This is a genomic window from Paractinoplanes tereljensis, assembly GCF_016862435.1.
Taxonomy (GTDB): domain Bacteria; phylum Actinomycetota; class Actinomycetes; order Mycobacteriales; family Micromonosporaceae; genus Actinoplanes; species Actinoplanes tereljensis.
Genome location: NZ_BOMY01000054.1, coordinates 80,078 through 102,618, shown reverse-complemented (window position 1 = coordinate 102,618; position 22,541 = coordinate 80,078). Strand labels below are relative to the sequence as shown.

The window sequence follows — 22,541 nt, the reverse complement described above, 5'->3', positions numbered from 1 at the left end:
CTCACTAACGTTAGGCGGGCCAACGTTAGGCGGGCCAACGTTAGGCGGGCCAACGTTGGGGCTGGTCGCCTCCGGCGGGTCAGCCATGGCCGGCTCGGGCTAGGACCAGGTCGGTGAAGCCGTTTGCCAGCAGGATCACGGCTATGCAGGTGAGCAGGATTCCGGCCAGCCGGTCGAGGAACTGGCTCGCGGCCGGCGAGATGCGGCGTTCGACGTGCCCGGCCGCGTACACCGTCAGGCCGGTCACCACGCCGTAAGCGACGGCCGCGATCGACAGCAGCAACCGCCCGCTGTTGTCGCCGACGTCGGCCGACGTCGCCGCCCCGATCGCGAAGGTCGCCCCGCCGACCGTCAGCGGGAACGTGAGCGGCGTGAACAGCACCTTCCGGGCCGGCGGCGCCGTGACCGCGACGCTCGCGGGCGGCTCTCGTCCGGAGGCCGGCGGCGGCCCGGCGGTTGGCGGCGGTTCGACGGCCGGTGAGGGTTCCGGCTGGCTGCCGCGCATCATCGGCACCGCGGCCAGAATCAGGGCGATACCCCCGGTGGCGGTAAGCGCCGCGGGACTGATCCCGAGCAACTCCAGCAGCGGATCCCCGACCCAGATCGCGGCCAGGACGAAGATCGCCACGTTCAGCGTCAGCCCGGCCGCCAGCCGCACCTGCTCGGCGTGGCCGAACGGCCGGACCACCGGCAGGTACGACGACAGCGCGGCCACCGGGCTGTACAGGCCGACCAGCGCCAGGAACAGGGCCAGCGCCTCGTACGTGATGGACATGGTTCTAGAACTTCACTGCGTCCCGGATGAGCGGGCAGGTCATGCAGTGCCCACCGCCCCGGCCCCGGCCCAGTTCGGCCCCGACGATCGTGATGACCTCCATGCCGGCCTTGCGCAGCAGTGTGTTGGTCTTGGTGTTGCGGTCGTAGGTGAAGACCACCCCGGGTTCGAGCGCGACCGCGTTGTTGCCGCTGTCCCACTGCTGCCGTTCGGAGGCGTACACGTCGCCACCGGTTTCGATGACCCGCAGCGAGGACAGCCCCAGCGAGGAGGCGACCACGTCGACGAACGGCCGCGAGCCCTCATCGGTGACGTCGAGGCCGGAAGACGAGCCGGGGCGCAGCGTGAACGAATGGATGCCGTCGACGATCCCGGGGTAGAGGGTGACCACGTCGAGGTCGGCGAAGGTGAACACGGTGTCCAGGTGCATGGCGGCCCGCAGTTTCGGCATGCCGGCGACCACCACCTGCTCGGCCGCCCCGGCCGCGAACAGCGCCGACGCGACCTGGGTGATGGCTTGCCGGGAGGTACGTTCGCTCATCCCGACGAGCACCACGCCGTTGCCGACCGGCATCACGTCGCCACCCTCGAAGGTGGCCTGACCCCAGGGCAGTTCCGGGTCGCCCCACCAGACCGTCGCCCCGGTGAAGTCGGGGTGGAACTGGTAGATCGCCTTCATCAGCAGCGTCTCGTCGTGCCGGGCCGGCCAGTACAGCGGATTGAGTGTGAGTCCGCCGTACAGCCAGCAGGTGGTGTCCCGGGTGTAAAGGGTGTTGGGCAGCGGCGGCATCAGATATTCACGGGCGCCGGTCGACTCCCGGGCGAGGGACACGTAGTTCGACCGGAAGGGCACGTCGGAGGTGGCCAGCCCGCCGATCAGGAACTCGGCGAGCGGCCGGTCGCCCAGCGAGGACAGGAAGTCCAGGGTGTCGTCGACAAGCCCCCACCCCACCTCGTTCGGCGTGATCTTCCGGGTCAGCAGCCATTCCCGCGCCCCCGGCACCGCCAGGGTCTGGGCCAGCAGGTCGTGCAGCTCGACCACCTCGACGCCGCGTTCGCGCAGCTTGTTGACGAAGTCGGCGTGGTCGCGCTGGGCGCTCTCCACCCACATCACGTCGTCGAAGAGCAGGTCGTCGGCGTTGGTCGGGGTCAGTCGGCGATGGGCCAGGCCGGGCGCGCAGACGAGCACCTTGCGGAGCGTGCCGACCTCGGAGTAGACGCCGTGCTGGGGCATTGGGGCACCGTCCTTCTAGATAGAGATCCAACCCGCGGCCAGCGCGACGATGCCGGCGAGCGCGCCGGCCACCGAGACGGCGAGGATCACCGCCTCGCGCGGGGAGAACAGCCGTCGGCCCTGCTCACGCCGGGCCATCACGAACAACACCGTCGCCGGGGCGTAGACGATGAAGGAGACAAGGAGGAATTTCGGCCCGGCCGCAAAGAGCAGGAAGAGGGTGTACGCGGTGGCCAGCGCCGGCACCACGAGGGAACGGCCGCGAGTGATCTTGGCGGCGTACAGGGCCGCGAGCAGGAACGGGATCAGGCTGAGCGCGCTGGTCAGGTCGAGCGCGAAGTTGAACGCGTCGGCCGAGAAATAGGTGACCACCAGCACGACCTGGATCAGGATCGTGGTGAGCAGCAGCGACGCGTACGGCACGTCGCCGCGCCGGGTGGTGCCCAGGAAGCGCGGCATGTCCCGGTCCTGGGCCGCCACGTACAGCACCTCGGCCGCCATCAGCGTCCAGGCCAGGTACGCGCCAAGCACCGACACGATCAGCCCGATGCTGACGAACACGTTGCCCCAGGTCCCGTACGCGGCCTCGAGCACGCCGCCCATCGACGGCTGGCGCAACTGGGCGATCTCGGCGTAGGGCAGCACCCCGTACGAGACGATGGTGACCGAGGCGAAGACCGCGAAGACGCTGAGGAAACCCAGCACGGTGGCCCGGCCGACGTCCTCGCGCCGTTGCGCGTGCCGGGAGTACACGCTGGCCCCCTCGACGCCGAGGAAGACGAAGACGGTGACCAGCATGGTGCCGCGGACCTGGTCGAACAGCGAGCCGTAGTCCCCGGTGCCGGTCAGGTTGTCGGCGAACACCTGAGGGTCAAGGGCGAAAAGAGCAAGGAAGACAAAGACCACGATGGGTACGAGCTTCGCGACCGTGACGATCCGGTTGATCACCGCCGCGTCCTTGATACCCCGCTGGACCAGGTAGAAGAACACCCAGATGCCGACCGTGGACAGGGCGATCGAGAGCAGCGTGTCGCCCTCGCCGAGAGCGGGAGCGATCGCGCCGATCGTGCTCATGATCAGCACCCAGTAGGTCACGTTGCCCACGCAGGCGCTGGCCCAGTAGCCGAACGCGGAGAAGAAGCCGAGGTACTCACCGAAGCCGGCCTTGGCGTACGCGTACACGCCGGCGTCGAGGTCGGGGCGGCGGACGGCGAGCATCTGGAAGACGAAGGCGAGCATCAGCATCCCGGCGCCGGCCACCACCCAGGCGATCAGCGCACCGATCACCCCGGTCTCCTGCGCGAACCGCCGGGGCAGCGAGAACACCCCGGCGCCGACCATCGACCCGACGACCATCGCCGTCATGGTCATGAAGGTCAGGCTCTGCGGTGTGCGTACCTCGAGGGCGGTGTCGGTCTTCGCCATGGAAAACAGACTCGCGGTTGGCGGATGTGGCCCGGCTCATCCCGCCGGGGTGACCAGGCAGCCCTGTTACTCACAGGTAGGCGGCGGGTAGGTTGTTTGCCATGGCAATCAACCAGGGTGACAAGGTCGACGACTTCGAGCTTCCCGACCAGGACGGCACCCCCCGCCGCCTCACCGAACTGCTCGCCGGCGGCCCGGTCGTGCTGTTCTTCTACCCGGCCGCGATGAGCTCCGGCTGCACCGCCGAGGCCTGCTCCTTCCGTGACCTGGCCGCCGAGTTCCGCGAGGCGGGCGCCCAGCGGGTCGGCATCAGCCGGGACAAGCCGGCCAAGCAGAAGCAGTGGTCCGAGCTCAACGGCTTCGACTACCCGCTGCTCAGCGACCCGGACAGCTCGGTCGCGGCGGCGCTCGGCGTGAAGCGCAAGCTGCCGCTGGGGCCGCTGAGCACCAAGCGGATCACGTTCGTCATCGATACCGACCGCACCGTTCTCGAGGTCATCCACTCGGAGACCAACATGCAGGAGCACGCCGCGAAGGCCTTGGAGACACTTGCCGCCCGCAAGCCCGCGGCCGAGTGAAAAAATTCGTGGATGCCACTGCACAACCGGAAGCCGCCGCGCGTCTCTGAGGGTGTGACCTTCGAGGAATTCGCGATGGCCCGGCTCCCCAGTCTCCTGCGGTACGCGGTCGTCCTCACCGGCGACCGTGATCTCGCTCAGGACGTAGTCCAGGAGGTGCTGGCCCGGGCGCAGGTCCGGTGGCGGCGGATCAGCGAGTCGGATGTGCCCGAGGCGTACGTGCGACGCATGGTGCTCAATGAGTACCTGTCGTGGCGGCGCAGCTGGCAGTTCCGGAACGTGCACGCCGTGGGGGAGCGCCTCATCGATCTCGACGACGCCCGTGGTGGGAGTCGCGACCACGCCGACGGTGTCGTCGAGGCCGATGCGCTGTGGTCCCGGTTGTCGACGCTGGGCCGCAAGCAACGGGCCGTTCTCGTCCTGCGCTACTACGAGCAGATGGAGGACGAGGCCATCGCGGACGTGCTCGGTTGCGCCCCCGCCACGGTGCGCAGCCATGCCTCGAGGGCGCTCAAGACGCTCCGACTGTCGTCGGAGCGCCAGGAACGGATCCATGCCGAGGAGAAGTCGTGACCGAGCACGCAGATCAGCTGCGCGAGGCCTTCGAGACCCATGAGAACGACACTCCCGATCCTTCGGCGGTCTACGCCCGGGTCGTGGAGCTGTCCGGTAAATACAAGCGCCGCCGTCGGAGCTTCCAGGTTGCCGGTGGCGCGGCGCTGGCCGCCGTCGCGGTGGCCGGGGTGGTAACCCTGCCCAACCTGCTTCCCGGTAACGCCCGTAACACGTCGACCGTCAGCTACCCGGCCGGTGCCGTCCCCACGTCCGCCGCGCCGTCGACGGTCCCGTCGCTGAGCCCGGCCGACCTGGAGCGGGGCTGGGCGGCCTACTTCGCCGCCGGCTACGACTACGACGACGCCCTGCGCATCGCCGAGTTGTGGAACGTGCCGGCCAACAACGTCGGCAACATCAAGGCCGCCGCCGGTCTGCGGCTGCTGGCCGGGGAGGCGCTGCCGTTCCCGGCGACGCCGAACGACCCCGAGCCGACCGTGTCGGTCGACCCGGCCGCCGAGGCGCAGCTCGCCGCGTTCTTCGGCGCCGGCTACACCTGGGACGAAGCGGTCAAGCTGGCCAAGCTCTGGCACCTCAGCGACCCGTCGGACGCGAAGTACGCGGCCGGCAAGAAGCTGCTCGCCGGAGAGAAACTGCCGGTCAAGCCCACCCCGGCCGGGGTGAAGGCGGCCCTGGAGAACAAGCGGGTCGAGGCCTTCTTCAACAAGGGCTACGACGTCGACGACGCGGTCAAGCTGGCCAAGACCTGGCACCTGAAGACCGCTTACCAGGCCAAGATCGAGGGCGGAAAGCGCATCCTCGCCGGTCAGACGCTGCCGATCCAGCCGTGACCCCCACGCTGCGCCGGCGGATCGGATTCGAGATCGAGCTGATGGCCCCCCGGGGCCGCAGCCGGCGCAGCCTTGCCTACGACCTGGCCGGCCGCCATGGCGGACGGATCCGGCCGATCTGGCATCAAGACAGCGAGCCGTCCCTGGTCCCGGGCCTGGGGCGGTTCCTGCATCTGACCCAGGGCTTCGCGGTGACCAGGGCCGACGGCTCGCCGATGTGCACGCTTGTCGACGACATCACGCTGCGGGACGGCCTGGAACCGCGCACCGCGCCGCCGCCCGGTTGGTACCGCATTCTCAGCGACGACCAGCGCCTGCTCTCGCTGCTGGCCGCGCGCTGCGACCCCGGCGCGCCGCTGAGCGCGGTGCTCGACCCGGTCGCCGCGCTGTGGGGCACCGAGACCGAGCAGGTCGCCGACGTGCTCCGCCTGGACGACCCGACCGGCTCCACCATCGCGCTGGCCGCACCGCACGGCGCCGAACGCGAGCGCCCCTGCGAGATCGTCACCCCGCCGCTGGAGAGCGACCACCACGCCGCCCTCGAAGAGCTGCTCGAACCGGCCCGCGACCTCGGCTTCACGGTGCCGAACGAAGCAGCCGTGCACCTGCACCTCGACGGCGCCCCGTTCCACGATCCGCGCGCGCTGGCCAACGTGGTGCGGCTGTTCGCGCACTGGCGCGAGCCGCTGCGCGAGCTGCTGCAGACCAACCCGGCCTGCCGCCGCCTGGCCCCGCTCCCCGATCAGCTGGTGGCCGCGGCCGAGGACCCGACGTTCGAGGGCCTGCGCAAGGCGGCCGACGCGGGCGAGCTGACCAAGTATTTCGACGTCAACCTGACGCAGCTGTTCAAGGACAAGCCGCTCCGGGACACCCTCGAAATCCGCATTCTGCCCGGCGCGATCACCGCCGACGAGATCGTCAATCGCGCCGCGCTGGTCGAGCTGCTGCTCGACCGCTGCCTGGACCCGGAGCCGTTCCCGGCAGCCCCCGCCGGGGGCGTCTCCGGCCTGATGGAAATCGCCGCCGAAAGCCTCGCCCAGCGGTGACCCGGTCCCGCCGGCCACGGGGCCGGCGGGACCAAAAAATCACATCGAGTTGCGCCAGTGGCGGCCGCTTCGGCCGATCAGGCGCTCGGCGTCGGTCGGGCCCCAGGAGGCCGCCTCGTACGTCGGGATCGGGGACTGGTCGTCGGCCCAGTGTTCGATGATCGGGTCGACGATGCGCCAGCACTGCTGGACCTCGTCGGCGCGGATGAACAGGGTCGGGTCGCCCAGCAGGGCGTCCAGCAGCAAGCGCTCGTAGGCCTCGGGGGACTCCTCGGGGAACGTCTGCTCGTAGGAGAAGTCCATGCTCGCCGTGCGTACCCGGAACGAGTGACCGGGGACCTTCGCGCCGAAGCGCAGCGAGATGCCCTCGTTCGGCTGGATGCGCAGGATCAGCGCGTCCGCCTCCAGGCCGGTCAGCTGGTCCTGCGGGATCGGCAGGTGCGGCGGGCGCTGGAAGGTCAGGGCCACCTCGGTGACCCGGGCCGGCAGGCGCTTACCGGTGCGCACGTAGAACGGCACCCCGGCCCAGCGCCAGTTGTCGACGTTGAGCCGCATCGCCGCGTAGGTCTCGGTGCGCGACAGCGGGTCGACGCCCACCTCTTCGCGGTAACCGGCCATCAGGTCGGCCCGGGTGCCACCGCGGGTGTACTGACCGCGCACCGCCAGGTCGGCGATGTCCCGGTTGGTGGGCAGCCGGATGGCCTGCAGCAGCTTCACCTTCTCGTTGCGCAGCCCTTCGGCGTCGAACGAGGCGGGCGGCTCCATCAGGGCCAGCGCGAGGACCTGCAGCACGTGGTTCTGCACGATGTCGCGCATCGCGCCGGCGTGCTCGTAGAAACCGCCGCGGGTGCCGACGCCGAGCGTCTCGGCCACCGTGATCTGCACGTGGTCGACCCAGGAGCGGTCCCAGATCGGCTGGAAGATCGAGTTGGCGAAGCGCAGGGCGAGGACGTTCTGCACGGTGTCCTTGCCCAGGTAGTGGTCGATCCGGAAGACGCTGGGCTCGTCGAAGGCGGCGTGCACGATGCCGTCCAGCTCGTGCGCGGTGGCCAGGTCCCGCCCGTACGGCTTCTCGATCACCAGGCGGGAGAAGGAGCCCTCCCGGGCGTGGTTGAGCCCGGCCCCGGCCAGGCCGTTGATGACCGGCTCGAACGCCTCGGCGGGCGTGGAGAGGTAGAAGATCCGGTTGCCGGAGGTGCCGCGTTCGGCGTCCAGCTGGTCGAGCGTCTCGGCCAGCCGCTTGTACGTCTCGGGGTCGTCGTAACCGCCGGAGACGTACCGGATGCCGCCGTTGAGCTGGGTTTTGTCGTTGAGGTTGCGGCCGCCGAGCGCGGAGGCCGCGAACTGCTCGTCGGCCATCGGCGTGCGCGCGACCCCGACCAGGGCGAACTGGCCGGGCAGCCGGTTGTGCCGGGCCAGGCTCTCCACGGCGGGCAGCAGCTTACGGCGGGTCAGGTCACCCGACGCGCCGAAGATCACCAGAGTGGCTGGTGGTGCGCTGCGCTCCTGAATGAGCTGGGGGGCGTTGTCCATCGTCTTCGAGTCCTCCGACCGTTTCGACCGTCCGAGGAAACCTTACGCAGTGTCCATGCCCCTAGTTCAGATCCATCTCTCGATGCGAGCAGGCCCACCGCGACAAAAGTGGCAAACTAGGGGAAAGCCGCATCGAGGAGGCCTCGTGAAGTACCGGCTCGTGACCCGGAGCGATTTCGACGGCTTGGTCTGTGCCGTGCTGCTGCGCCACCTGGACATGATCGACGAGATCAAATTCGTGCATCCGAAGGACGTTCAGGACGGCGAGGTCGAAGTCACCCAGAACGACATCCTGACCAACCTGCCGTACGCCCCGGGCGCCTACATGGTGTTCGACCACCACCACTCGGAGACCATGCGGAACGAGGGCAACCTCGAGAACCACGTGATCGACCCCGACGCGCCCTCGGCCGCCCGGGTGATCTTCGAGCACTTCGGCGGCAAGGCGCGCTTCCCGAAGATCTCCGACGACCTGATGCAGGCGGTCGACCAGGCCGACTCGGCGCAGTACTCGCTGGACGACGTCCTGCACCCGGAGGGCTGGACGCTGCTGAACTTCCTGATGGACAGCCGCACCGGGCTGGGCCGGTTCCGCGACTTCCGGATCTCCAACTACCAGCTGATGATGCAGCTGATCGACGCCTGCCTGGAGATACCGCACGTCGACGAGATCCTGGCGCTGCCCGACGTGGCCGAGCGGGCCGACCTGTTCCGCAGCCAGTACGACCTGTTCGTCGAGCAGCTGAAGCGGGTGAGCCACCTCGAGGGCGACGTGGTCGTGGTCGACCTGCGCGACGAGGAGGTCATCCACGCCGGCAACCGGTTCATGGTCTACGCGCTGTTCCCGGAGTCCCGGGTGTCGGTGCACGTGATCTGGGGCCGGGCCAAGCTCAACACCGTCTTCGCCTGCGGCAAGTCGATCCTCGACCGCACCTCACCGGTGGACATCGGCGAGGTGATGCTGCGCTACGGCGGCGGCGGTCACCTGGCTGCCGGCACCTGCCAGGTCCCGCACGACGAGTCCGACCGGGTGCAGGGCGAGATCGTCGAGGCGCTCAAGACCCCGAGGACGGTCTCGGTCTAGAAATAGTGCGGCGGGGCGGAAGGACCGAACTCCCTCCACCCCGCCGTCCGCAGGTCGCGGGCCATGCCCAATTGGCCCCACCCGCCGGTCGTGTTCCGCGCCCCACGCGCATCATCACGACACAATCCCGCGTCCACCAGCGCGGGAGTCTTCTGTCAGGAGCGCAGGCTCCACTTGCCGGCCGCGACCGGTTCCTCGGTCTTCTCGGCGTCACTGCCCTTGCCGGACCAGTCCGGCTCGGCGACCTTCTCGGCCTTGGCGGGCGAGTCGTCCTCGTCCTCCGGCTCGTCGTCCTCGGCCCGGTGCCGGTTGCGGATGAAGTAGATCGCGCCGCCCAGCAGGGCCAGTCCGGCGATCACCCAGCCACCGATCGACAGGATCGACGGCCCGCGGGTCGCGTCGGCCACGGCCGCCGCGAACGCGGCCTCCTCCGGATCCGCGGCGGTGCCGGTGCCGTCGGTCGCGGTCCCGCCGTGCGCGTGCGTCGCCGTCTGGCCTGCGGCCGCCGGCGTCAGGGAGATCTGCGCCGGCAGCGACGGGCCGGGCTTCCCATCCGTGTACGTCGTAGCGAGCGTGAACTGCATCGTGCTCAGCGTGGGCAGCGGCCCGATGGCGATCGACAGGTCGGTCGCCGTGCCCGGAGCGAGCTGGTGCCCGGGCATGGCCAGCCAGGTGATCGACTTGGCACTCTCGGTCGCCGGGGTGCCACCGTGGATGGTGGCGAGCGGCGTCGCGAGGGGCTTCATCTCGATCTTCGGAGCCCAGTCGTCGACCGACAGCGGGTAGACCTCGGCCACCGGCGTATCGTCCGGGATCCGCAGGCTGATCGTGCCCAGCGGCGCGGTGCCCGTGTTGATGACGTGGAAGGTCAAGTTCTCCCCACTGCCCTGTACGGCGGTGGTGGGGGAGACCGTCACGTCGGCGAACGCGGGTGCGGCGATAAGTACGCCGGCTACCGCGACTGCCGCGGGAACGCCCGCTCGGCGGGCCATCAGGAAGTGCCTCACGAGGGGTAGTTCGGATCCCGTCGCTCAATGGTTCAACCACCCACAAACATCTTTCGGAAATACTTCGGAGATGATGTCGTCATGCGTGAGGTGGAGATCGGCAGCGACATGATCAGACTCGGACAGTTCCTCAAGCTGGCGGATCTCATCGAGACCGGCGGCGAGGGCAAGGTCCTGATCGCCTCCGGTGACGTCTCGGTGAACGGCGAGGTGGACACCCGGCGGGGCCGGCAGTTGCACCCCGGCGATGTGGTGGAGGTGCTGGGCCGTTCGGCCCGCGTGGTGCCCTGACCGGCACATCGACGGCCATATGTGCCTCTCTGCGTGACGAGCGGTTGACATCGTGTGATCTCAGGCATGTACTGGGGCCGGTGTGTTACCGGCGTCACATTTTCGCCGGTGACGACGCATGCCTCGCCGGGGAGGTCACATGTCGCGCGTGCACATCCGATCCACTCTCGCCGCCGCCTTGATCGCTGCATTAGCCGTGGTCAGCGCCGGTTGTGCGGGATGGGGTGGAGGGCCCGGCGGCGGGGGACCGGACACCATCAACGTCCTGATGGTGAACAACCCGCAGATGATCGACCTGCAGCGGCTCACTGAGGCCAACTTCACCAAGCAGACCGGTATCCACGTCAATTTCACGGTGCTGCCGGAGAACGACGTCCGCGACAAGATCAGCCAGGAGTTCTCCAGCCAGGCCGGTCAGTACGACGTGGCGTCGCTGAGCAACTTCGAGATCCCGATCTATGCGAAGTCGAAGTGGATCGCGCCGCTGGATGATTACACGAAGGCCGACACCCAGTTCGACCAGGCCGACATCCTGCCGCCGATGACCCAGTCGCTGACCGCCGACGACGGCAAGCTGTACGGCGAGCCGTTCTACGGCGAGTCGTCGTTCCTGATGTACCGCAAAGATGTGCTGCAGCAGGCCGGTCTCACCATGCCGGCCAACCCGACCTGGCAGCAGGTGGCCGACATCGCCGCCAAGGTCGACAACAAACAGCCCGGCATGCGCGGCATCTGCCTGCGCGGCCAGCCCGGCTGGGGCCAGGTCTTCGCCCCGCTCACCACCGTGGTCAACACGTTCGGTGGCACCTGGTTCGAGAAGGACTGGACCCCCAAGGTCGACTCGCCGGAGTTCACCGCGGCGGTCAAGTTCTACGTCGACCTGGTGCGCGCTCATGGCGAGAACGGCGCGCCGCAGGCCGGCTTCACCGAATGCCTGAACAACACCATTCAAGGCAACACCGCGATGTGGTACGACGCGACGAGCGCGGCTGGTTCTCTGGAGGCGGACGACTCCCCGGTCAAGGGCAAGATGGGTTACGTCGCGGCGCCGGTCGACAAGACCAAGAGCTCCGGCTGGCTGTACGCGTGGTCGTGGAGCATCCAGCAGGCCAGCGAGCGCAAGGACAACTCCTGGAAGTTCATCTCCTGGGCCTCCTCGAAGCAGTACGAGGAGCTGGTCGGCAGTCAGGTCGGCTGGTCCAGCGTCCCGGCCGGCAAGCGCGCCTCGACGTATGAGAACCAGCAGTATCTGCAGGTCGCGTCGGCGTTCGCCGAGCCCACCGAGAAGGCCATCTCCAGCGCCGACCCGCGCAACCCGGGCGTGCAGCCCCGGCCGGCGATCGGCATCCAGTTCATCGACATCCCCGAGTTCACGGATCTGGGCACCCAGGTGTCGCAGTACGTCAGCTCCGCCATCGCCGGGCAGATGAGCGTCGACGAAGCGCTGAAACGCGGCCAGCGACTGGCCGAGGACGTCGCCGAGCGCTACCAGTCCCGGCAGCAATGAGGAGGCCGAGATGACGTCCGTCGCCGAGAAGACCACCGCCGAGACCGCACCCGAGCCGCCTGCCACCGCGCGCCGGGCCTCCGCCTGGGCCCGCCGGGCACCGCTGCTGCCCGCCCTGATCTTCATGATCATCGTGACCCAGCTGCCGTTCGTGGCCACCCTGGTCATCTCGTTCATGGACTGGAACGCCTACTACCCCGACGAGCGCGGGTTCGCCGGGTTCGACAACTTCGTCCGGGTCTTCACCGACGTGAACATGCGCGACGCGGTCTGGACGACGATTCTGCTCACCGCCGGAGTCGTACTCATCAGCCTGTTGTTGGGTTTGGGCATTGCTCTTCTGCTCGATCGCAAGTTCCGGGGCCGCGGCGCGGTCCGCACCATGATGATCGCGCCGTTCCTGGTGGTGCCGGTGGCGGCCGCGCTGATCTGGAAGCACGCGCTCTACAACCCTGAGTACGGCCTGTTCAACGGCGCGCTGACCTGGGTGTGGGGTCTGTTCGGTTCGGACCATCCACCGCAGCCGGATTGGATCAGCAACATGCCGTTGTGGGCGGTGATCTTCTCGCTGGTCTGGCAGTGGACCCCGTTCATGATGCTGATCCTGCTGGCCGGGCTGCAGGGGCGGCCGCTGGACGTGATCGAGGCGGCCCGCATCGACGGCGCCAACAGCTGGCAGATCTTCCGCAGCATGACGCTCCCGCACCTGCGGCAATACCTGGAGCTGGGTGCGCTGCTGGGCTCGATCTACATCGTGCAGAACTTCGACGCGGTCTTCACCATCACCTCCGGCGGGCTGGGCACCGCCAACCTGCCGTACACGATCTACCAGATCTTCTACCAGGCCCACGACTACGGCCGGGCCTCCGCCGCGGCGGTCATCGTGGTGATCGGCACCATCATCATCGCGACATTCGCGCTACGGACAGTGTCGTCGCTGTTCAAAGAGGAGGCCGGCCGATGAGCAGCTCGATCACCGACACCGCGCCCGTCCCAGCGACCCGCGACGACGCCGGCCGCCCGGTCAAGAAACGCAAAGAGGGCGCCAACGTCTGGCTGTCCCTGCTCGCCTGGGTGGTCGGCCTGCTGTTCGTGCTGCCGGTGGTGTGGATGGTGCTGACCTCGCTGCATTCCGAGGCCGACGCCGCCACCAACCCGCCCGCCGTCTTCGCGCCACTCACCCTGGACGGCTACCGCGAGTTCTTCTCCGGCGGAGCGAGTCCCTGGCCGCCACTGCTCAACTCCCTCACCGCCAGCGTGGTGTCCACGATCATCGTGCTGTTGTTGTCGCTGCCCGCCGCGTACGCCCTGAGCATCAAACCGGTCCGCAAGTGGACCGACACGCTGTTCTTCTTCCTCTCCACCAAGATGTTGCCGGTCGTGGCCGGCCTGCTCCCGCTCTATCTGTTCGCCCAGTACACCGGCCTGCTCGACAACATCTGGCTGCTGATCCTCTTCTACACCTCGATGAACCTGCCGATCGCGGTCTGGATGATGCGCTCGTTCCTGTCCGAGGTGCCGGTGGAGATGCTGGAAGCAGCCCAGATGGACGGCGCCAACCTGGTCAAGACGCTGCGCTCGGTGATAGCGCCGGTGGTCACCCCCGGCATCGCCGCCACCGCGCTGATCTGTTTCATCTTCAGCTGGAACGAACTGCTGTTCGCCCGGGTCCTCACCGCGACGGTCGCCGAGACCGCCCCGGTGTTCCTGACCAGCTTCGTCACCAGCCAAGGCCTGTTCCTCGCCCAACTGTGCGCAGCCGCGTTCGTGGTCTCCCTGCCCGTCCTGACCGCCGGCTTCGCCGCCCAGGACAAACTGGTCCAGGGCTTGTCCCTGGGTTCGGTGAAGTAAAAAGCTTTCCGCCCCGCCCCCGAAATGAAGGTGGCCGGCCTCGCCCCCCGTCGAGGTCGGCCACCTTTTCTATGGAAATCCGCATTTCGGCCGGAACCGATGGCCCGTTCGGATCGTCGAACAGGGCATGACTCGTCTCCGCGGCACCCTGTTGGCCGCCGCCGTTCCCCTGTTCCTGATCAGTGCATGCGCGCAGACCGCCGGTAACAGCGCGGCGGCTTCCCCCGACAGCCGTTCGAGCAGCCCCGCCCCCTACGGCGGAGCGGACGAGCTCGTGTTGCGTGTCGAGTCGTTCGGCGGCTTCGTGCCGGCCGAGCAGAACATCGGCCGCATCCCCGCGGTGAGCATCTATGCCGACGGCCGGATGATCTCCGAAGGCCCGACCACCATGATCTATCCGGGCCCGGCCCTGCCCAACCTGCAGGAACAGCTGCTGACTCCGGAACTGGTGCAGGACCTGGTCACCAAGGGCAAAGCGGCCGGGGTGACGAACGGTGCCGACTTCGGCTTCCCCAACATCGCCGACGCCCCCTCGACCAGGGTCATCGCCGGCGACCAGTCGGTGAGCGTGGTCGCGCTGAGCGAGGCCCAGACCAACGACCCCCGCCTGACGGCGGCACAACGAACAGCCCGGACAAAACTTGCGGCGTACGTGAAAACGCTGCGCGAGTTGTCGGCCGCCCCCGGCGTGGCCCAGGCCGTCGCCTACCAGCCGACCGCGATCGCCGCCCTGGCCCGCGTCTACGTGGAGCCGACCGCCGACCAGCCGAAGAGCCCCGAAACGGCCTGGCCCGGCCCCGCGCTGCCCGGCACGTCGATGAACCCCGGCCTGGGCATCGGCTGCGTGGACGTGACCGGAGCCGACACCGCGAAGGTGCTGACCGCCGCCAAGACCGCCACCGCGATCACCCCGTGGACGAGCGGCAACGCGAAGTGGTCGATCACCTTCCGCCCGCTGCTTCCCGAGGAGAAGAGCTGCGCCGCCTTGAAGGGAGCGCAGTGACGCCGATCGGGGAGCCGCTCGAACCGGGAGAGGACGACCGGTTCGAGCAACGCACCGGGGGTGAGGAGGACGGGCCGCAACTGGACCACCCGGTTACGGCCCGTCCGCCCTGCCGCCCGTCGGTAGGCAGCCTGGGATCCGGTTACCCGCGCCGCTGACCCGTCTTTTGCGGCTTCGCCACGCCGTGCTTGCGGCTTCGCCACGCCGTGCGAAACTCGATCGCACGGCGTGGATTGCGAGGTGACGCGGTGTCGGCGGAAACCGATGCGGCCATCGGGTTTCCTCGCCGCCTGGCTCGCTTCGGGCCGGCCCGCGGACGGTACGGCCGGGCAGTTGCACGATCTGGTAGCGACGAAACTCGGTGACGACTCCGCGCTGGCCGCCCTGCGAGCCGAGGCTACGGCCGGAGTGGCCGGCGAGCGCACCCGGCGGCGGGCCGCGCTGTCCCTGGAGGACGCCGCCGAGTCCGACCACGACTTCGCGGTGAAGCTCGCCGCGCTGCTCAGCGCCGGTGGTGTCAGCATCAGCGCCCGCAACGGTGCGGTGGCAGGTTGGTCCATCGGCTCGGTGACGATGAACTCGCCACCGGACCCCGCGGCCGGCTCCGACCCCGGTTCCGCCGCCGCGACGATCTCCGCCGACCGGGGTGGCGTCGCCGCCGGGCTGATGAACGTGATCCAGCTCGGTGCCGGCCGGGTGGCCGTGCGGTCCGCCTACCGGCAGCAGATCGCGCGCATCGCGCCACCCGAACTGGTCGGCCGGGAGGCGGAACTCGCCGAGCTGGCCGACTTCTGCCTGCGCCCCGACGGTCCCGCCTACGTGTGGTGGCGGGCCGCCGCGTGGGCGGGCAAGTCGGCGCTGATGTCGACGTTCGCCCTGCACCCACCGGCCGGCATGGTGGTCGTGCCGTTCTTCATCACCGCCCGGCTCGCCGCCCAGGACGACCGGCACGCTTTCACCGACGTGCTGCTGGAACAGCTCACCGCGCTGCTCGACGACGACCTCCCGCCGCTGCTGACCGAGGCCACCCGGGACGCCCACGTGCTGGGCCTGCTCGACCGCGCCGCCAAGCTCTGCCGAGCCTCCGACCGGCGGCTGATCCTGCTGGTCGACGGGCTGGACGAGGACCGGGGCGTGACCGCCGGCCCGAACTCCTACAGCATCGCCGCGCTGCTCCCGGCCAACCCGCCGGACGGAATGCGGGTCGTCGTGGCCGGCCGCCCGAACCCGCCGATCCCCGACGACGTGCCCGCCTGGCACCCGCTGCGCCGCGGTCGCGTTCGAGAAGGCCGAGGCCGATATCCAGGTCATCGGCAGTGTGCGCGAGCGGGCCTTGGCCGCCGCCGGCCTGGCCCTCGCCCTGATCGCGGCGGGGCACGACGGCGAGCGGGTGGATCGGGTGCTGGCCTTGGCCACCGAACCGCTCGCCGGATACGGATCGAGCCAGCACGCGGACGTGCGCCTGCGCATCGCCGACGTCCTGTGCCGGGCCGGCCGGGAGCCGCCCGCCCGTCATCTGCTCGGCGAGGCGTTGACGTCCGAGGCCTGGTGGCTGTACCTGTCCGCGGTGGCCCGCCTGGAGCCCGAGTCGCTGGCCGCGCTGCTGGAGTCCGGCTGATCCCTCCGGGGGTGAAGACCGGGGTGGGACGGGGTTGCTTCGTCGAAGCGATTCGACAACTATCGGCAACATGCCCAAAACATTGATACTTATGGATCTGACCTCATGAGGCCGCGCCGTCGTGCCGTCGCCTTGGGGTTGGCCCTGGCCGCCGTCCTGACCGTGCTGTCCGCACCCGCCGCCGAGGCCTCGCCGTCCTGGACCGGCGGGTGGGCGACCAGCCCGCAACGTGAGGCCGGCCCGGCCTTCCACGAGCAGACGCTGCGCATGCTCGTTCATCCCACCGTAGGTGGCTCATCGCTGCGGGTGCGGTTGTCCAACACCTTCGGCGCCGCCGACGTGACGTTCGGCACCGTCGGCGTGGCCCGGGCGGCGGCCTCCGGGTCGGCCGGCCTCGTGCCCGGCACCTCGCGCGCGGTCACCTTCCGCGGGCGCGGCTCGGTCACGATCCCGGTCGGCGCCTCGGTGGTGAGCGATCCGGTCGACTTGAGCGTCGCCTACGGACAGGATCTCGCGGTCGACGTCTACGTCACGGCCGGCGGTGATGCGGCCGCGATCACCGGACATGACGCCGCCCAGGGGACGCAGTTCGTGGCGGCCGGGAACCAGGTACGCGGGGACGCCGCGGCGTTCACCGGCTATCTCAGTTCGTGGTTCTGGCTGGACGGGGTCGACGTGCGGGCGGGGCGGGCGGTGCGCGGGAGCATCGTGGCGCTCGGCGACTCGATCACCGACGGGGCCTACACGACCTGGAACGGCAACGACCGCTGGACCGACGTGCTGGCCGGGCGGCTCGATGGGCGGTACGGGGTGCTCAACCAGGGGATCGGTGGCAATCAGGTGCTCACCGACCGGACCGACTGCTGCGGGGCCGGGACCAGCATCTCGGGGCTCGCGCGGGAGAAGGCGGACGTTCGGCTGCAGACCGGGGCGCGCTATCTGATCCTGGCCGACGGGATCAACGACATCGGCTACAACGCTACGGCCGAGGACCTGATCGCCGGGCTGCGGACGATCGCTCAGCGTTCGCGGGCGGCGGGGATCCGGGTGATCGGGGCGACCATTACGCCCTACGGCTGCGATTCCGGCTGCTTCAGCCCGGCGCAGGAGGCGGTCCGCCAGCAGGTCAACGCCTGGGTGCGGACCAGCCGCAGCTTTGACGGGGTGGCCGACTTCGACGCGGCGATCCGCGATCCGGAGAACCCGGCCCAGGTGCTACCGGCCTACCAGGCCGACCACCTGCACCCGAACATCGCCGGCCAGCGCGCCATGGCCGACTCAATCGACCTGCGCCTGTTCAGCTGACGACCGGCGCCACCCACCCGCCGGTGCGGCTTGCGGCGGCCACCTGGCGGTGCGGCCTGCGGCGGCCGCCCGGCCCTGCGCCGGCCACCTGGTGGTGCGGCCTGCGCCAGCGACCGGGCGGTACGGCCTGTGGCGGCGGCCGGTCGATGCGCTGGCCAGGTTGAGTGCCGACGCGGGCTGTGCGAAGCGCGGAACGCGTCATGTTGACGTGTTGACGCGGTCATGTTGACTCGACTGCATCAACATTGACGATCAACACGTCAACCATGCCGGAACGCCGGAGGGAGGCGGGCCGCTGAGCCCGCCTCCCTCCCGTCCTGCCTGAGACCTACTTCACGCCGATCAGGTCGACTACGAAGATCAGCGTCTCGTTGGGCTTGATGACGCCGCCGGCGCCGCGGGCGCCGTAGCCCAGGTGCGGCGGGATGGTCAGCTTGCGGCGGCCGCCCACCTTCATGCCCTGGACGCCCTGGTCCCAGCCGCCGATGACGTGGCCGGCACCCAGCGGGAAGTCGAACGTGTCACCGCGGTCCCACGAGGCGTCGAACTGGGCGCCGGTCGAGTGGGAGACGCCCACGTAGTGCACGATCACCGTCTGGCCGGCGGACGCCTCGGGGCCGTCGCCAACCGTGATGTCCTCGATGACCAGGTCGGCGGGCGGGTCGCCCTGGATCGGGCCGATCTCGGGCTTTTCCATAACTCTCCTCCGGGTTGGATACGAACCTCGCCATGCAATCACACCGGGTTGAAAGGTGAACGGCTGACCGGGCATCTGCGTACTTCTCCGTGCGGAGCCTGCCCGGCCCCGCCGCCGAGATTCTGGAGTACGTCATGATCCGCCGACTCGCCGCCGTCGCCGCTGTTGCGGCGCTCGTGCCATTGATGCCCGCGCTGCCCGCGTTCGCACACGGCGCACCCACCTCGCCGATCAGCCGGACCGCGGCCTGTGCGGCCGGCGGTGGGACGGCTACCGATACGGCGGCTTGCAAGGCGGCGCTGAAGGCCAACGGCGGGGCGTTCGGCACGTTCGACAACCTTCGGGTGGCGAACGTGAACGGGAACGACAAGAAGTTCGTGCCCGACGGGGAGCTGTGCAGTGGCGGGTTGTCGCAGTTCAAGGGGCTCGACATCGCCCGGGACGACTTTCCGTCGACCACGGTGACCGGTGGGAAGACTTTGCCGATCAAGTACCGGGCGACGCTGCCGCACCAGGGGAGTTTCCGGATCTATCTGACCAAGCAGGGGTTCACTCCCACCCAGAAGCTCACCTGGGGCGCCCTGAGCGAACTCACCGAGATCAAGGATCCGCCGCTGACCAGCGGGTCCTACTCGATGAGCGTCAAGCTGCCCAAGGACCGGACCGGGCGGCAGATCCTCTACATCGTCTGGCAGACCTCCAGCACGGCGGACACCTACTACTCCTGTTCGGATCTGGTGTTCAAGACCGTGGCCGCGTCGCCGTCCCCGGCCGTGGTGAAGGCGACCGCGAAGCCGACCGCCAAGCCGGCTGTCACCACCACAGCCGCGCCGGCCCCGGCGGAAACTTCGGAAATTCCGGAAACGGTGGAGACGACCTCAGCGGCACCCCAGGCCATCACCACCGTGAGTGAGGACAAGCAGGTCACCCTGGGTCATCAGATCATCCTGGGCGCCGTCCTGCTGGGCGGCGGATTCCTCGCCTGGGCGGTCATCGGAGGACTTCTGCGCAGGCGTCGCGAAAACCGTTGAACCGCAACGGCTCGGCCTTCGTACTGATGGTCGTCGACGCTGTAAGCCGTTCCAGTCCAACCGAAGCGAAATGACGAAAGGCCGACCATGAGTCGTGTTCGTTACGGCAGCCGGGCGCAAAGCCGCCTGTCCCGCCGCAAGGTTCTCACCATCGCCGCAACAGCCGGCGTGGGCGTCTCGGTTGCCGGTGTTGCCGGGCTCAGCCTCGCAGGTGAGAGCGAGGCGAAGGACGATGGCCAGGCGTTGGTGATCTCGGTGCGGGATGCGTCGAAGGGCACCATCGACATTTTCAAGGGCGGATCGAAAAAGACGGTCACGAACAAGAAGCTTGCCGCCGAACTCGTCAAAGCCGCGAAAGCCTGAAGGGGAGCTTTACTAAATGTCTTCGCACCGTGAAGCTCCGGAAATCAGCAAGGACCCGGTTGCCGACTCGTCGGACCTCTACGCGTTCGTCAGCCCGGACGACCCGGACACTGTGACGATCATCGCGAACTACGTTCCGATGCAGCTGCCGGCCAGTGGCCCGAACTTCTTCGAGTTCGGTGACGACGTTCTGTACGAGATTCACATCGACGCCAACGGTGACGCGCGACCGGACATCACGTACCAGTTCCGGTTCCGCACCGAGCTGCGCAACAACAACACGTTCCTGTACAACACCGGCCAGATCAAGTCGCTCGACGACGAGAACTGGAACCGCCGGCAGTTCTTCTCGGTGACCAAGGTCGACGCGCACGGCAAGAGCACGGTGCTGCACTCGAAGCTGCCCTGCCCGCCCTGCAACGTCGGCAAGATCTCGATCCCGGACTACGCGAAGCTCGCCTCCGACGCGGTGGCCAGCCTGAAGACCGGTGAGAAGGTCTTCGCCGGCCAGCGCGCCGACGCCTTCTTCGTCGACCTGGGCTCGATCTTCGACCTCGGCACCCTGCGCCCGTTCCAGGACAAGCACCTGGTCGGCGCGAGCCTGTTCAACTACGCGGGCAAGGCGGTCAACGCCCTGGACAAGCTGAACGTGCACTCGATCGCCCTGCAGATCCCGCTGCACATGGTGCGCCGGGACGGCAAGAAGAAGGTCCGCGCGAGCGACCCGGGCGCCGTGATCGGCGTGTGGACGTCGGCGAGCCGCCGCCAGGTGCAGGTGCGCCAGGGCGACAAGAAGAACGCGGACGTCGAGGTCGGCCCCCAGGTGCAGGTCTCCCGGCTGGGCAACCCGCTGGTCAACGAGGTCGTCATCCCGATGGCGCAGAAGGACCTGTTCAACAGCCTGGAGCCCAAGGAGGACAAGCGGTTCTCCAAGTTCGTCGAGCAGCCGGAGCTCGCCGGGCTGCTGCCGGTGCTCTACCCGGGCCTGTTCGACAACCTGGCCGCGCTCAACAAGGCCAAGACGCCCCGCGCCGACCTGGTCGCGATCCTGCTCACCGGCATCCCGGACGGGCTGATCGACGGCTTCCAGAACGCGACCGGCGACACCAAGGCCGACATGCTGCGGCTGAACACCGCGATCCCGCCGGTGAAGGCGCCGAAGAAGTTCGGCATCCTCGACGGCGACCTGGCCGGTTTCCCGAACGGGCGCCGGATCGAGGACGACGTGGTGTCGATCTCGATCAAGGCGGTGGCCGGAGCGACCTTCGCGCTGGTCGACGACACGTTCAAGCCGGACGCCGCGTCGGGTCTGGTCGAGCAGGGCCTGAGCATCAAGGACGCCAGTGCCCCCCTGCTGAAGAAATTCCCCTTCCTGGGTACGCCGTTCGATGGGTTCAACAATCCATGATCAGTCACGATCACCACCACCATCACACGATGGCCCCGTCCGGACAGGGCACGGTCGTCCTCAACATCGGTGCCGGCATCGGGGCCCTGGTGATTCACACCCCCGGCCGCCTGCACGGACACGAGATCGAGGTCAGCCCGGTCAACGACCCGGCACACCGTACGCACGCTGCGGTTCGAGCTCGGTACGTGCGTTCCGGGGTGATCTGGAGCGTCGTCATCGACAGCCTCCCGGCCGGCCGGTACACGGTTTGGCAGGACCCGGTGACCGCGCTCGCCGAGGTTGACGTGCCCGACGCCGGGGTCGCCGAGTTCTCCTGGCCCGCCGAGGTCGCGGCCGCCTGACCCCCGCCGTCCACCCGACTTCGGTCTAGGGTGGACGGCATGGTCGGCTCAGCCGCGGCCCCGGACACGCCGGTCCACGTCGCGCTGCACACGAGCGACGTGGACGAAGCCCGAGCGTTCTGCCGCAAGTTGTTCTACGGCCCGCTTGAGGTCACCCCCGTCGGTGACCTCAGCGGGTTTGCTTTTGACGGCGACGTGGTGATGCTGGGCTCGGTCACCGTCGGCAAGATCAGCTACGGCTCCGACATCCACGTCAACATCGCCGACCTCGAGACCGCCTACCACGTGCTCGCCCCGCTGACCGGCACGCTGCGCTCCCGGCACCGCGGCACCACGGTACTGGCCGACGCGACCCGCGCCGCCGTCTACCGCCCGGTCGGCGCGATCGACCTGGACTGGCCCGGCGACTGCCGGCTGATGTCGGTCAAGGTGGACCGGGCCGCCCTGGAACGGGAACTCGACGCCACCCTCGACCAGCGGATCGTGTCGCCGTTGCTGCTGGGCGAGAGCTTCGACATGGTCGACGGGCCGGGCCGCACCTGGGCGGCGCTGGTGCGACTGCTGCACTCCGAGCTGTGCGCCGACGACGGCCTGATCCGGCAGCCCCGGATGGCAGCCCGCTGGCGCGACATGGTGGTGAGCGGCCTGGCCCTGACCGTCGAGCACCCCTACGGCGTCGACGAACCGGCCGGCCTGCAGGGCCCGCGCCGCCCCCGCACCGTGAAACGCGCCCTCGACGCCATCCACGCCGAGCCGTGGCGGCAGTTCACCGCCGGCGACCTGGCCTCGTCGGCCGGGGTCGGGGTGCGGGTGCTGCAGGAGGCGTTCCGCCAGCACGTCGGCATGTCCCCACTGGCCTACCTGCGGCGGGTGCGCCTGGACGGCGTGCACGCCGAGTTGTCCCGCTCGGACGCCTGGCAGGTGAACGTCAGCGAGGTCGCCTACCGCTGGGGCTTCACCCACCTGGGCCGCTTCGCCGGCGCCTACCGCGACCGCTACGGCGTCTCCCCGTCCCAGACCCTGCGCGAACGACGCTGA

23 protein-coding genes are annotated in these 22,541 nt (G+C 69.0%); 17 read left to right on the top strand and 6 right to left on the bottom strand.

Features of this window, described 5'->3' with window-relative positions; translation table 11 throughout:
* Positions 1-79: 79 nt before the first annotated feature.
* The 3 genes from Ate02nite_RS42720 to Ate02nite_RS42710 are packed head-to-tail and all read right to left on the bottom strand — an operon-like array spanning position 80 to position 3,434.
* Positions 80-775: a MarC family protein gene (locus Ate02nite_RS42720; RefSeq protein WP_203813672.1), complete on the bottom strand. Its 696-nt coding sequence runs from the start codon at positions 773-775 to the stop codon at positions 80-82.
* 4 nt (positions 776-779) lie between these two features.
* Complete coding sequence (locus Ate02nite_RS42715; protein WP_203813671.1) at positions 780-2,009, bottom strand: arginine deiminase; 1,230 nt, start codon at positions 2,007-2,009, stop codon at positions 780-782.
* Between the two features lie 15 nt (positions 2,010-2,024).
* Complete coding sequence (locus tag Ate02nite_RS42710; RefSeq protein ID WP_203813670.1) at positions 2,025-3,434, bottom strand: basic amino acid/polyamine antiporter; 1,410 nt, start codon at positions 3,432-3,434, stop codon at positions 2,025-2,027.
* 101 nt (positions 3,435-3,535) lie between these two features.
* Between Ate02nite_RS42710 and Ate02nite_RS42705 the strand changes: the two genes are divergently transcribed.
* Genes Ate02nite_RS42705 through Ate02nite_RS42690 form a run of 4 tightly spaced genes read left to right on the top strand, consistent with a single transcriptional unit; the run spans position 3,536 to position 6,461 of the window.
* Complete coding sequence (locus tag Ate02nite_RS42705) at positions 3,536-4,012, top strand: peroxiredoxin (protein ID WP_275422999.1); 477 nt, start codon at positions 3,536-3,538, stop codon at positions 4,010-4,012.
* Between the two features lie 12 nt (positions 4,013-4,024).
* The gene (locus Ate02nite_RS42700; protein WP_239148119.1) at positions 4,025-4,585 is read left to right on the top strand and encodes a SigE family RNA polymerase sigma factor; all 561 of its coding nucleotides are present in this window, start codon (positions 4,025-4,027) and stop codon (positions 4,583-4,585) included.
* Complete coding sequence (locus tag Ate02nite_RS42695) at positions 4,582-5,415, top strand: hypothetical protein (protein WP_203813669.1); 834 nt, start codon at positions 4,582-4,584, stop codon at positions 5,413-5,415. Before Ate02nite_RS42700 ends, Ate02nite_RS42695 begins: the two co-directional genes overlap by 4 nt.
* Positions 5,412-6,461 (top strand): amidoligase family protein, encoded by a 1,050-nt coding sequence (locus tag Ate02nite_RS42690; protein ID WP_203813668.1) that lies wholly within the window; start codon positions 5,412-5,414, stop codon positions 6,459-6,461. Before Ate02nite_RS42695 ends, Ate02nite_RS42690 begins: the two co-directional genes overlap by 4 nt.
* 39 nt (positions 6,462-6,500) lie before the next feature.
* Here Ate02nite_RS42690 and zwf read toward each other — a convergent pair whose 3' ends face one another.
* Complete coding sequence (zwf, locus tag Ate02nite_RS42685; protein ID WP_203813667.1) at positions 6,501-7,994, bottom strand: glucose-6-phosphate dehydrogenase; 1,494 nt, start codon at positions 7,992-7,994, stop codon at positions 6,501-6,503.
* Between the two features lie 145 nt (positions 7,995-8,139).
* On the opposite strand from zwf, the gene Ate02nite_RS42680 reads away from it, so the two are divergent.
* Positions 8,140-9,078, top strand: a complete 939-nt coding sequence (locus tag Ate02nite_RS42680; RefSeq protein ID WP_203813666.1) for an exopolyphosphatase — start codon at positions 8,140-8,142, stop codon at positions 9,076-9,078.
* A gap of 155 nt (positions 9,079-9,233) precedes the next feature.
* Here Ate02nite_RS42680 and Ate02nite_RS42675 read toward each other — a convergent pair whose 3' ends face one another.
* Entirely contained in the window at positions 9,234-10,085 is an 852-nt protein-coding gene (locus Ate02nite_RS42675; RefSeq protein WP_203813665.1) for a DUF1775 domain-containing protein, read from the bottom strand.
* Between the two features lie 81 nt (positions 10,086-10,166).
* Between Ate02nite_RS42675 and Ate02nite_RS42670 the strand changes: the two genes are divergently transcribed.
* The 7 genes from Ate02nite_RS42670 (at position 10,167) to Ate02nite_RS42640 (ending at position 17,660) form a co-directional block, all read left to right on the top strand.
* The gene (locus Ate02nite_RS42670; RefSeq protein ID WP_203813664.1) at positions 10,167-10,376 is read left to right on the top strand and encodes an RNA-binding S4 domain-containing protein; all 210 of its coding nucleotides are present in this window, start codon (positions 10,167-10,169) and stop codon (positions 10,374-10,376) included.
* 139 nt (positions 10,377-10,515) lie between these two features.
* On the top strand, positions 10,516-11,883 hold the full coding sequence (locus tag Ate02nite_RS42665; RefSeq protein WP_203813663.1) for an ABC transporter substrate-binding protein: 1,368 nt from the start codon (positions 10,516-10,518) through the stop codon (positions 11,881-11,883).
* A gap of 10 nt (positions 11,884-11,893) precedes the next feature.
* Positions 11,894-12,847 (top strand): carbohydrate ABC transporter permease, encoded by a 954-nt coding sequence (locus tag Ate02nite_RS42660; protein ID WP_203813662.1) that lies wholly within the window; start codon positions 11,894-11,896, stop codon positions 12,845-12,847.
* Positions 12,844-13,734 carry a carbohydrate ABC transporter permease gene (locus Ate02nite_RS42655; RefSeq protein ID WP_239148118.1) on the top strand — a complete coding sequence of 297 codons (891 nt, stop codon included), beginning with the start codon at positions 12,844-12,846 and terminating at the stop codon, positions 13,732-13,734. The genes Ate02nite_RS42660 and Ate02nite_RS42655 overlap by 4 nt, the downstream gene beginning before the upstream one ends.
* 127 nt (positions 13,735-13,861) lie before the next feature.
* Positions 13,862-14,737, top strand: a complete 876-nt coding sequence (locus tag Ate02nite_RS42650; RefSeq protein WP_203813661.1) for a hypothetical protein — start codon at positions 13,862-13,864, stop codon at positions 14,735-14,737.
* Positions 14,738-15,001: 264 nt separating this feature from the next.
* On the top strand, positions 15,002-16,441 hold the full coding sequence (locus Ate02nite_RS42645; protein ID WP_203813660.1) for a hypothetical protein: 1,440 nt from the start codon (positions 15,002-15,004) through the stop codon (positions 16,439-16,441).
* A 19-nt stretch (positions 16,442-16,460) separates the two neighbouring features.
* Positions 16,461-17,660, top strand: coding sequence for an SGNH/GDSL hydrolase family protein (locus tag Ate02nite_RS42640; protein WP_203813659.1), 1,200 nt, complete (start codon positions 16,461-16,463; stop codon positions 17,658-17,660).
* Between the two features lie 328 nt (positions 17,661-17,988).
* Here Ate02nite_RS42640 and Ate02nite_RS42635 read toward each other — a convergent pair whose 3' ends face one another.
* Positions 17,989-18,357 carry an FKBP-type peptidyl-prolyl cis-trans isomerase gene (locus Ate02nite_RS42635; protein ID WP_203813658.1) on the bottom strand — a complete coding sequence of 123 codons (369 nt, stop codon included), beginning with the start codon at positions 18,355-18,357 and terminating at the stop codon, positions 17,989-17,991.
* Between the two features lie 89 nt (positions 18,358-18,446).
* Between Ate02nite_RS42635 and Ate02nite_RS42630 the strand changes: the two genes are divergently transcribed.
* From Ate02nite_RS42630 to Ate02nite_RS42610, 5 genes are all read left to right on the top strand, one after another.
* A complete protein-coding gene (locus Ate02nite_RS42630) occupies positions 18,447-19,388 on the top strand; it encodes a lytic polysaccharide monooxygenase auxiliary activity family 9 protein (RefSeq protein WP_239148117.1) in 942 nt (313 codons plus the stop codon).
* 87 nt (positions 19,389-19,475) lie between these two features.
* A complete protein-coding gene (locus tag Ate02nite_RS42625) occupies positions 19,476-19,751 on the top strand; it encodes a hypothetical protein (RefSeq protein ID WP_203813657.1) in 276 nt (91 codons plus the stop codon).
* Positions 19,752-19,767: 16 nt separating this feature from the next.
* Positions 19,768-21,159, top strand: a complete 1,392-nt coding sequence (locus Ate02nite_RS42620; RefSeq protein WP_203813656.1) for a DUF4331 domain-containing protein — start codon at positions 19,768-19,770, stop codon at positions 21,157-21,159.
* Between the two features lie 29 nt (positions 21,160-21,188).
* The gene (locus tag Ate02nite_RS42615) at positions 21,189-21,503 is read left to right on the top strand and encodes a phospholipase (RefSeq protein ID WP_239148116.1); all 315 of its coding nucleotides are present in this window, start codon (positions 21,189-21,191) and stop codon (positions 21,501-21,503) included.
* A gap of 39 nt (positions 21,504-21,542) precedes the next feature.
* Entirely contained in the window at positions 21,543-22,541 is a 999-nt protein-coding gene (locus tag Ate02nite_RS42610) for an AraC family transcriptional regulator (RefSeq protein WP_203813654.1), read from the top strand.

Excerpts from the sequence above, each read along its gene's own strand:
- Ate02nite_RS42720 (WP_203813672.1), bottom strand. The coding sequence starts at position 775 with ATGTCCATCACGTACGAGGCGCTGGCCCTGTTCCTGGCGCTGGTCGGC.
- Ate02nite_RS42715 (WP_203813671.1), bottom strand. The coding sequence starts at position 2,009 with ATGCCCCAGCACGGCGTCTACTCCGAGGTCGGCACGCTCCGCAAGGTG.
- Ate02nite_RS42710 (WP_203813670.1), bottom strand. The coding sequence starts at position 3,434 with ATGGCGAAGACCGACACCGCCCTCGAGGTACGCACACCGCAGAGCCTG.
- Ate02nite_RS42705 (WP_275422999.1), top strand. The coding sequence starts at position 3,536 with ATGGCAATCAACCAGGGTGACAAGGTCGACGACTTCGAGCTTCCCGAC.
- Ate02nite_RS42700 (WP_239148119.1), top strand. The coding sequence starts at position 4,025 with ATGCCACTGCACAACCGGAAGCCGCCGCGCGTCTCTGAGGGTGTGACC.
- zwf (WP_203813667.1), bottom strand. The coding sequence starts at position 7,994 with ATGGACAACGCCCCCCAGCTCATTCAGGAGCGCAGCGCACCACCAGCC.
- Ate02nite_RS42670 (WP_203813664.1), top strand. The coding sequence starts at position 10,167 with ATGCGTGAGGTGGAGATCGGCAGCGACATGATCAGACTCGGACAGTTC.
- Ate02nite_RS42665 (WP_203813663.1), top strand. The coding sequence starts at position 10,516 with ATGTCGCGCGTGCACATCCGATCCACTCTCGCCGCCGCCTTGATCGCT.
- Ate02nite_RS42660 (WP_203813662.1), top strand. The coding sequence starts at position 11,894 with ATGACGTCCGTCGCCGAGAAGACCACCGCCGAGACCGCACCCGAGCCG.
- Ate02nite_RS42655 (WP_239148118.1), top strand. The coding sequence starts at position 12,844 with ATGAGCAGCTCGATCACCGACACCGCGCCCGTCCCAGCGACCCGCGAC.
- Ate02nite_RS42650 (WP_203813661.1), top strand. The coding sequence starts at position 13,862 with ATGACTCGTCTCCGCGGCACCCTGTTGGCCGCCGCCGTTCCCCTGTTC.
- Ate02nite_RS42645 (WP_203813660.1), top strand. The coding sequence starts at position 15,002 with ATGCGGCCATCGGGTTTCCTCGCCGCCTGGCTCGCTTCGGGCCGGCCC.
- Ate02nite_RS42640 (WP_203813659.1), top strand. The coding sequence starts at position 16,461 with ATGAGGCCGCGCCGTCGTGCCGTCGCCTTGGGGTTGGCCCTGGCCGCC.
- Ate02nite_RS42635 (WP_203813658.1), bottom strand. The coding sequence starts at position 18,357 with ATGGAAAAGCCCGAGATCGGCCCGATCCAGGGCGACCCGCCCGCCGAC.
- Ate02nite_RS42625 (WP_203813657.1), top strand. The coding sequence starts at position 19,476 with ATGAGTCGTGTTCGTTACGGCAGCCGGGCGCAAAGCCGCCTGTCCCGC.
- Ate02nite_RS42620 (WP_203813656.1), top strand. The coding sequence starts at position 19,768 with ATGTCTTCGCACCGTGAAGCTCCGGAAATCAGCAAGGACCCGGTTGCC.
- Ate02nite_RS42615 (WP_239148116.1), top strand. The coding sequence starts at position 21,189 with ATGGCCCCGTCCGGACAGGGCACGGTCGTCCTCAACATCGGTGCCGGC.
- Ate02nite_RS42610 (WP_203813654.1), top strand. The coding sequence starts at position 21,543 with ATGGTCGGCTCAGCCGCGGCCCCGGACACGCCGGTCCACGTCGCGCTG.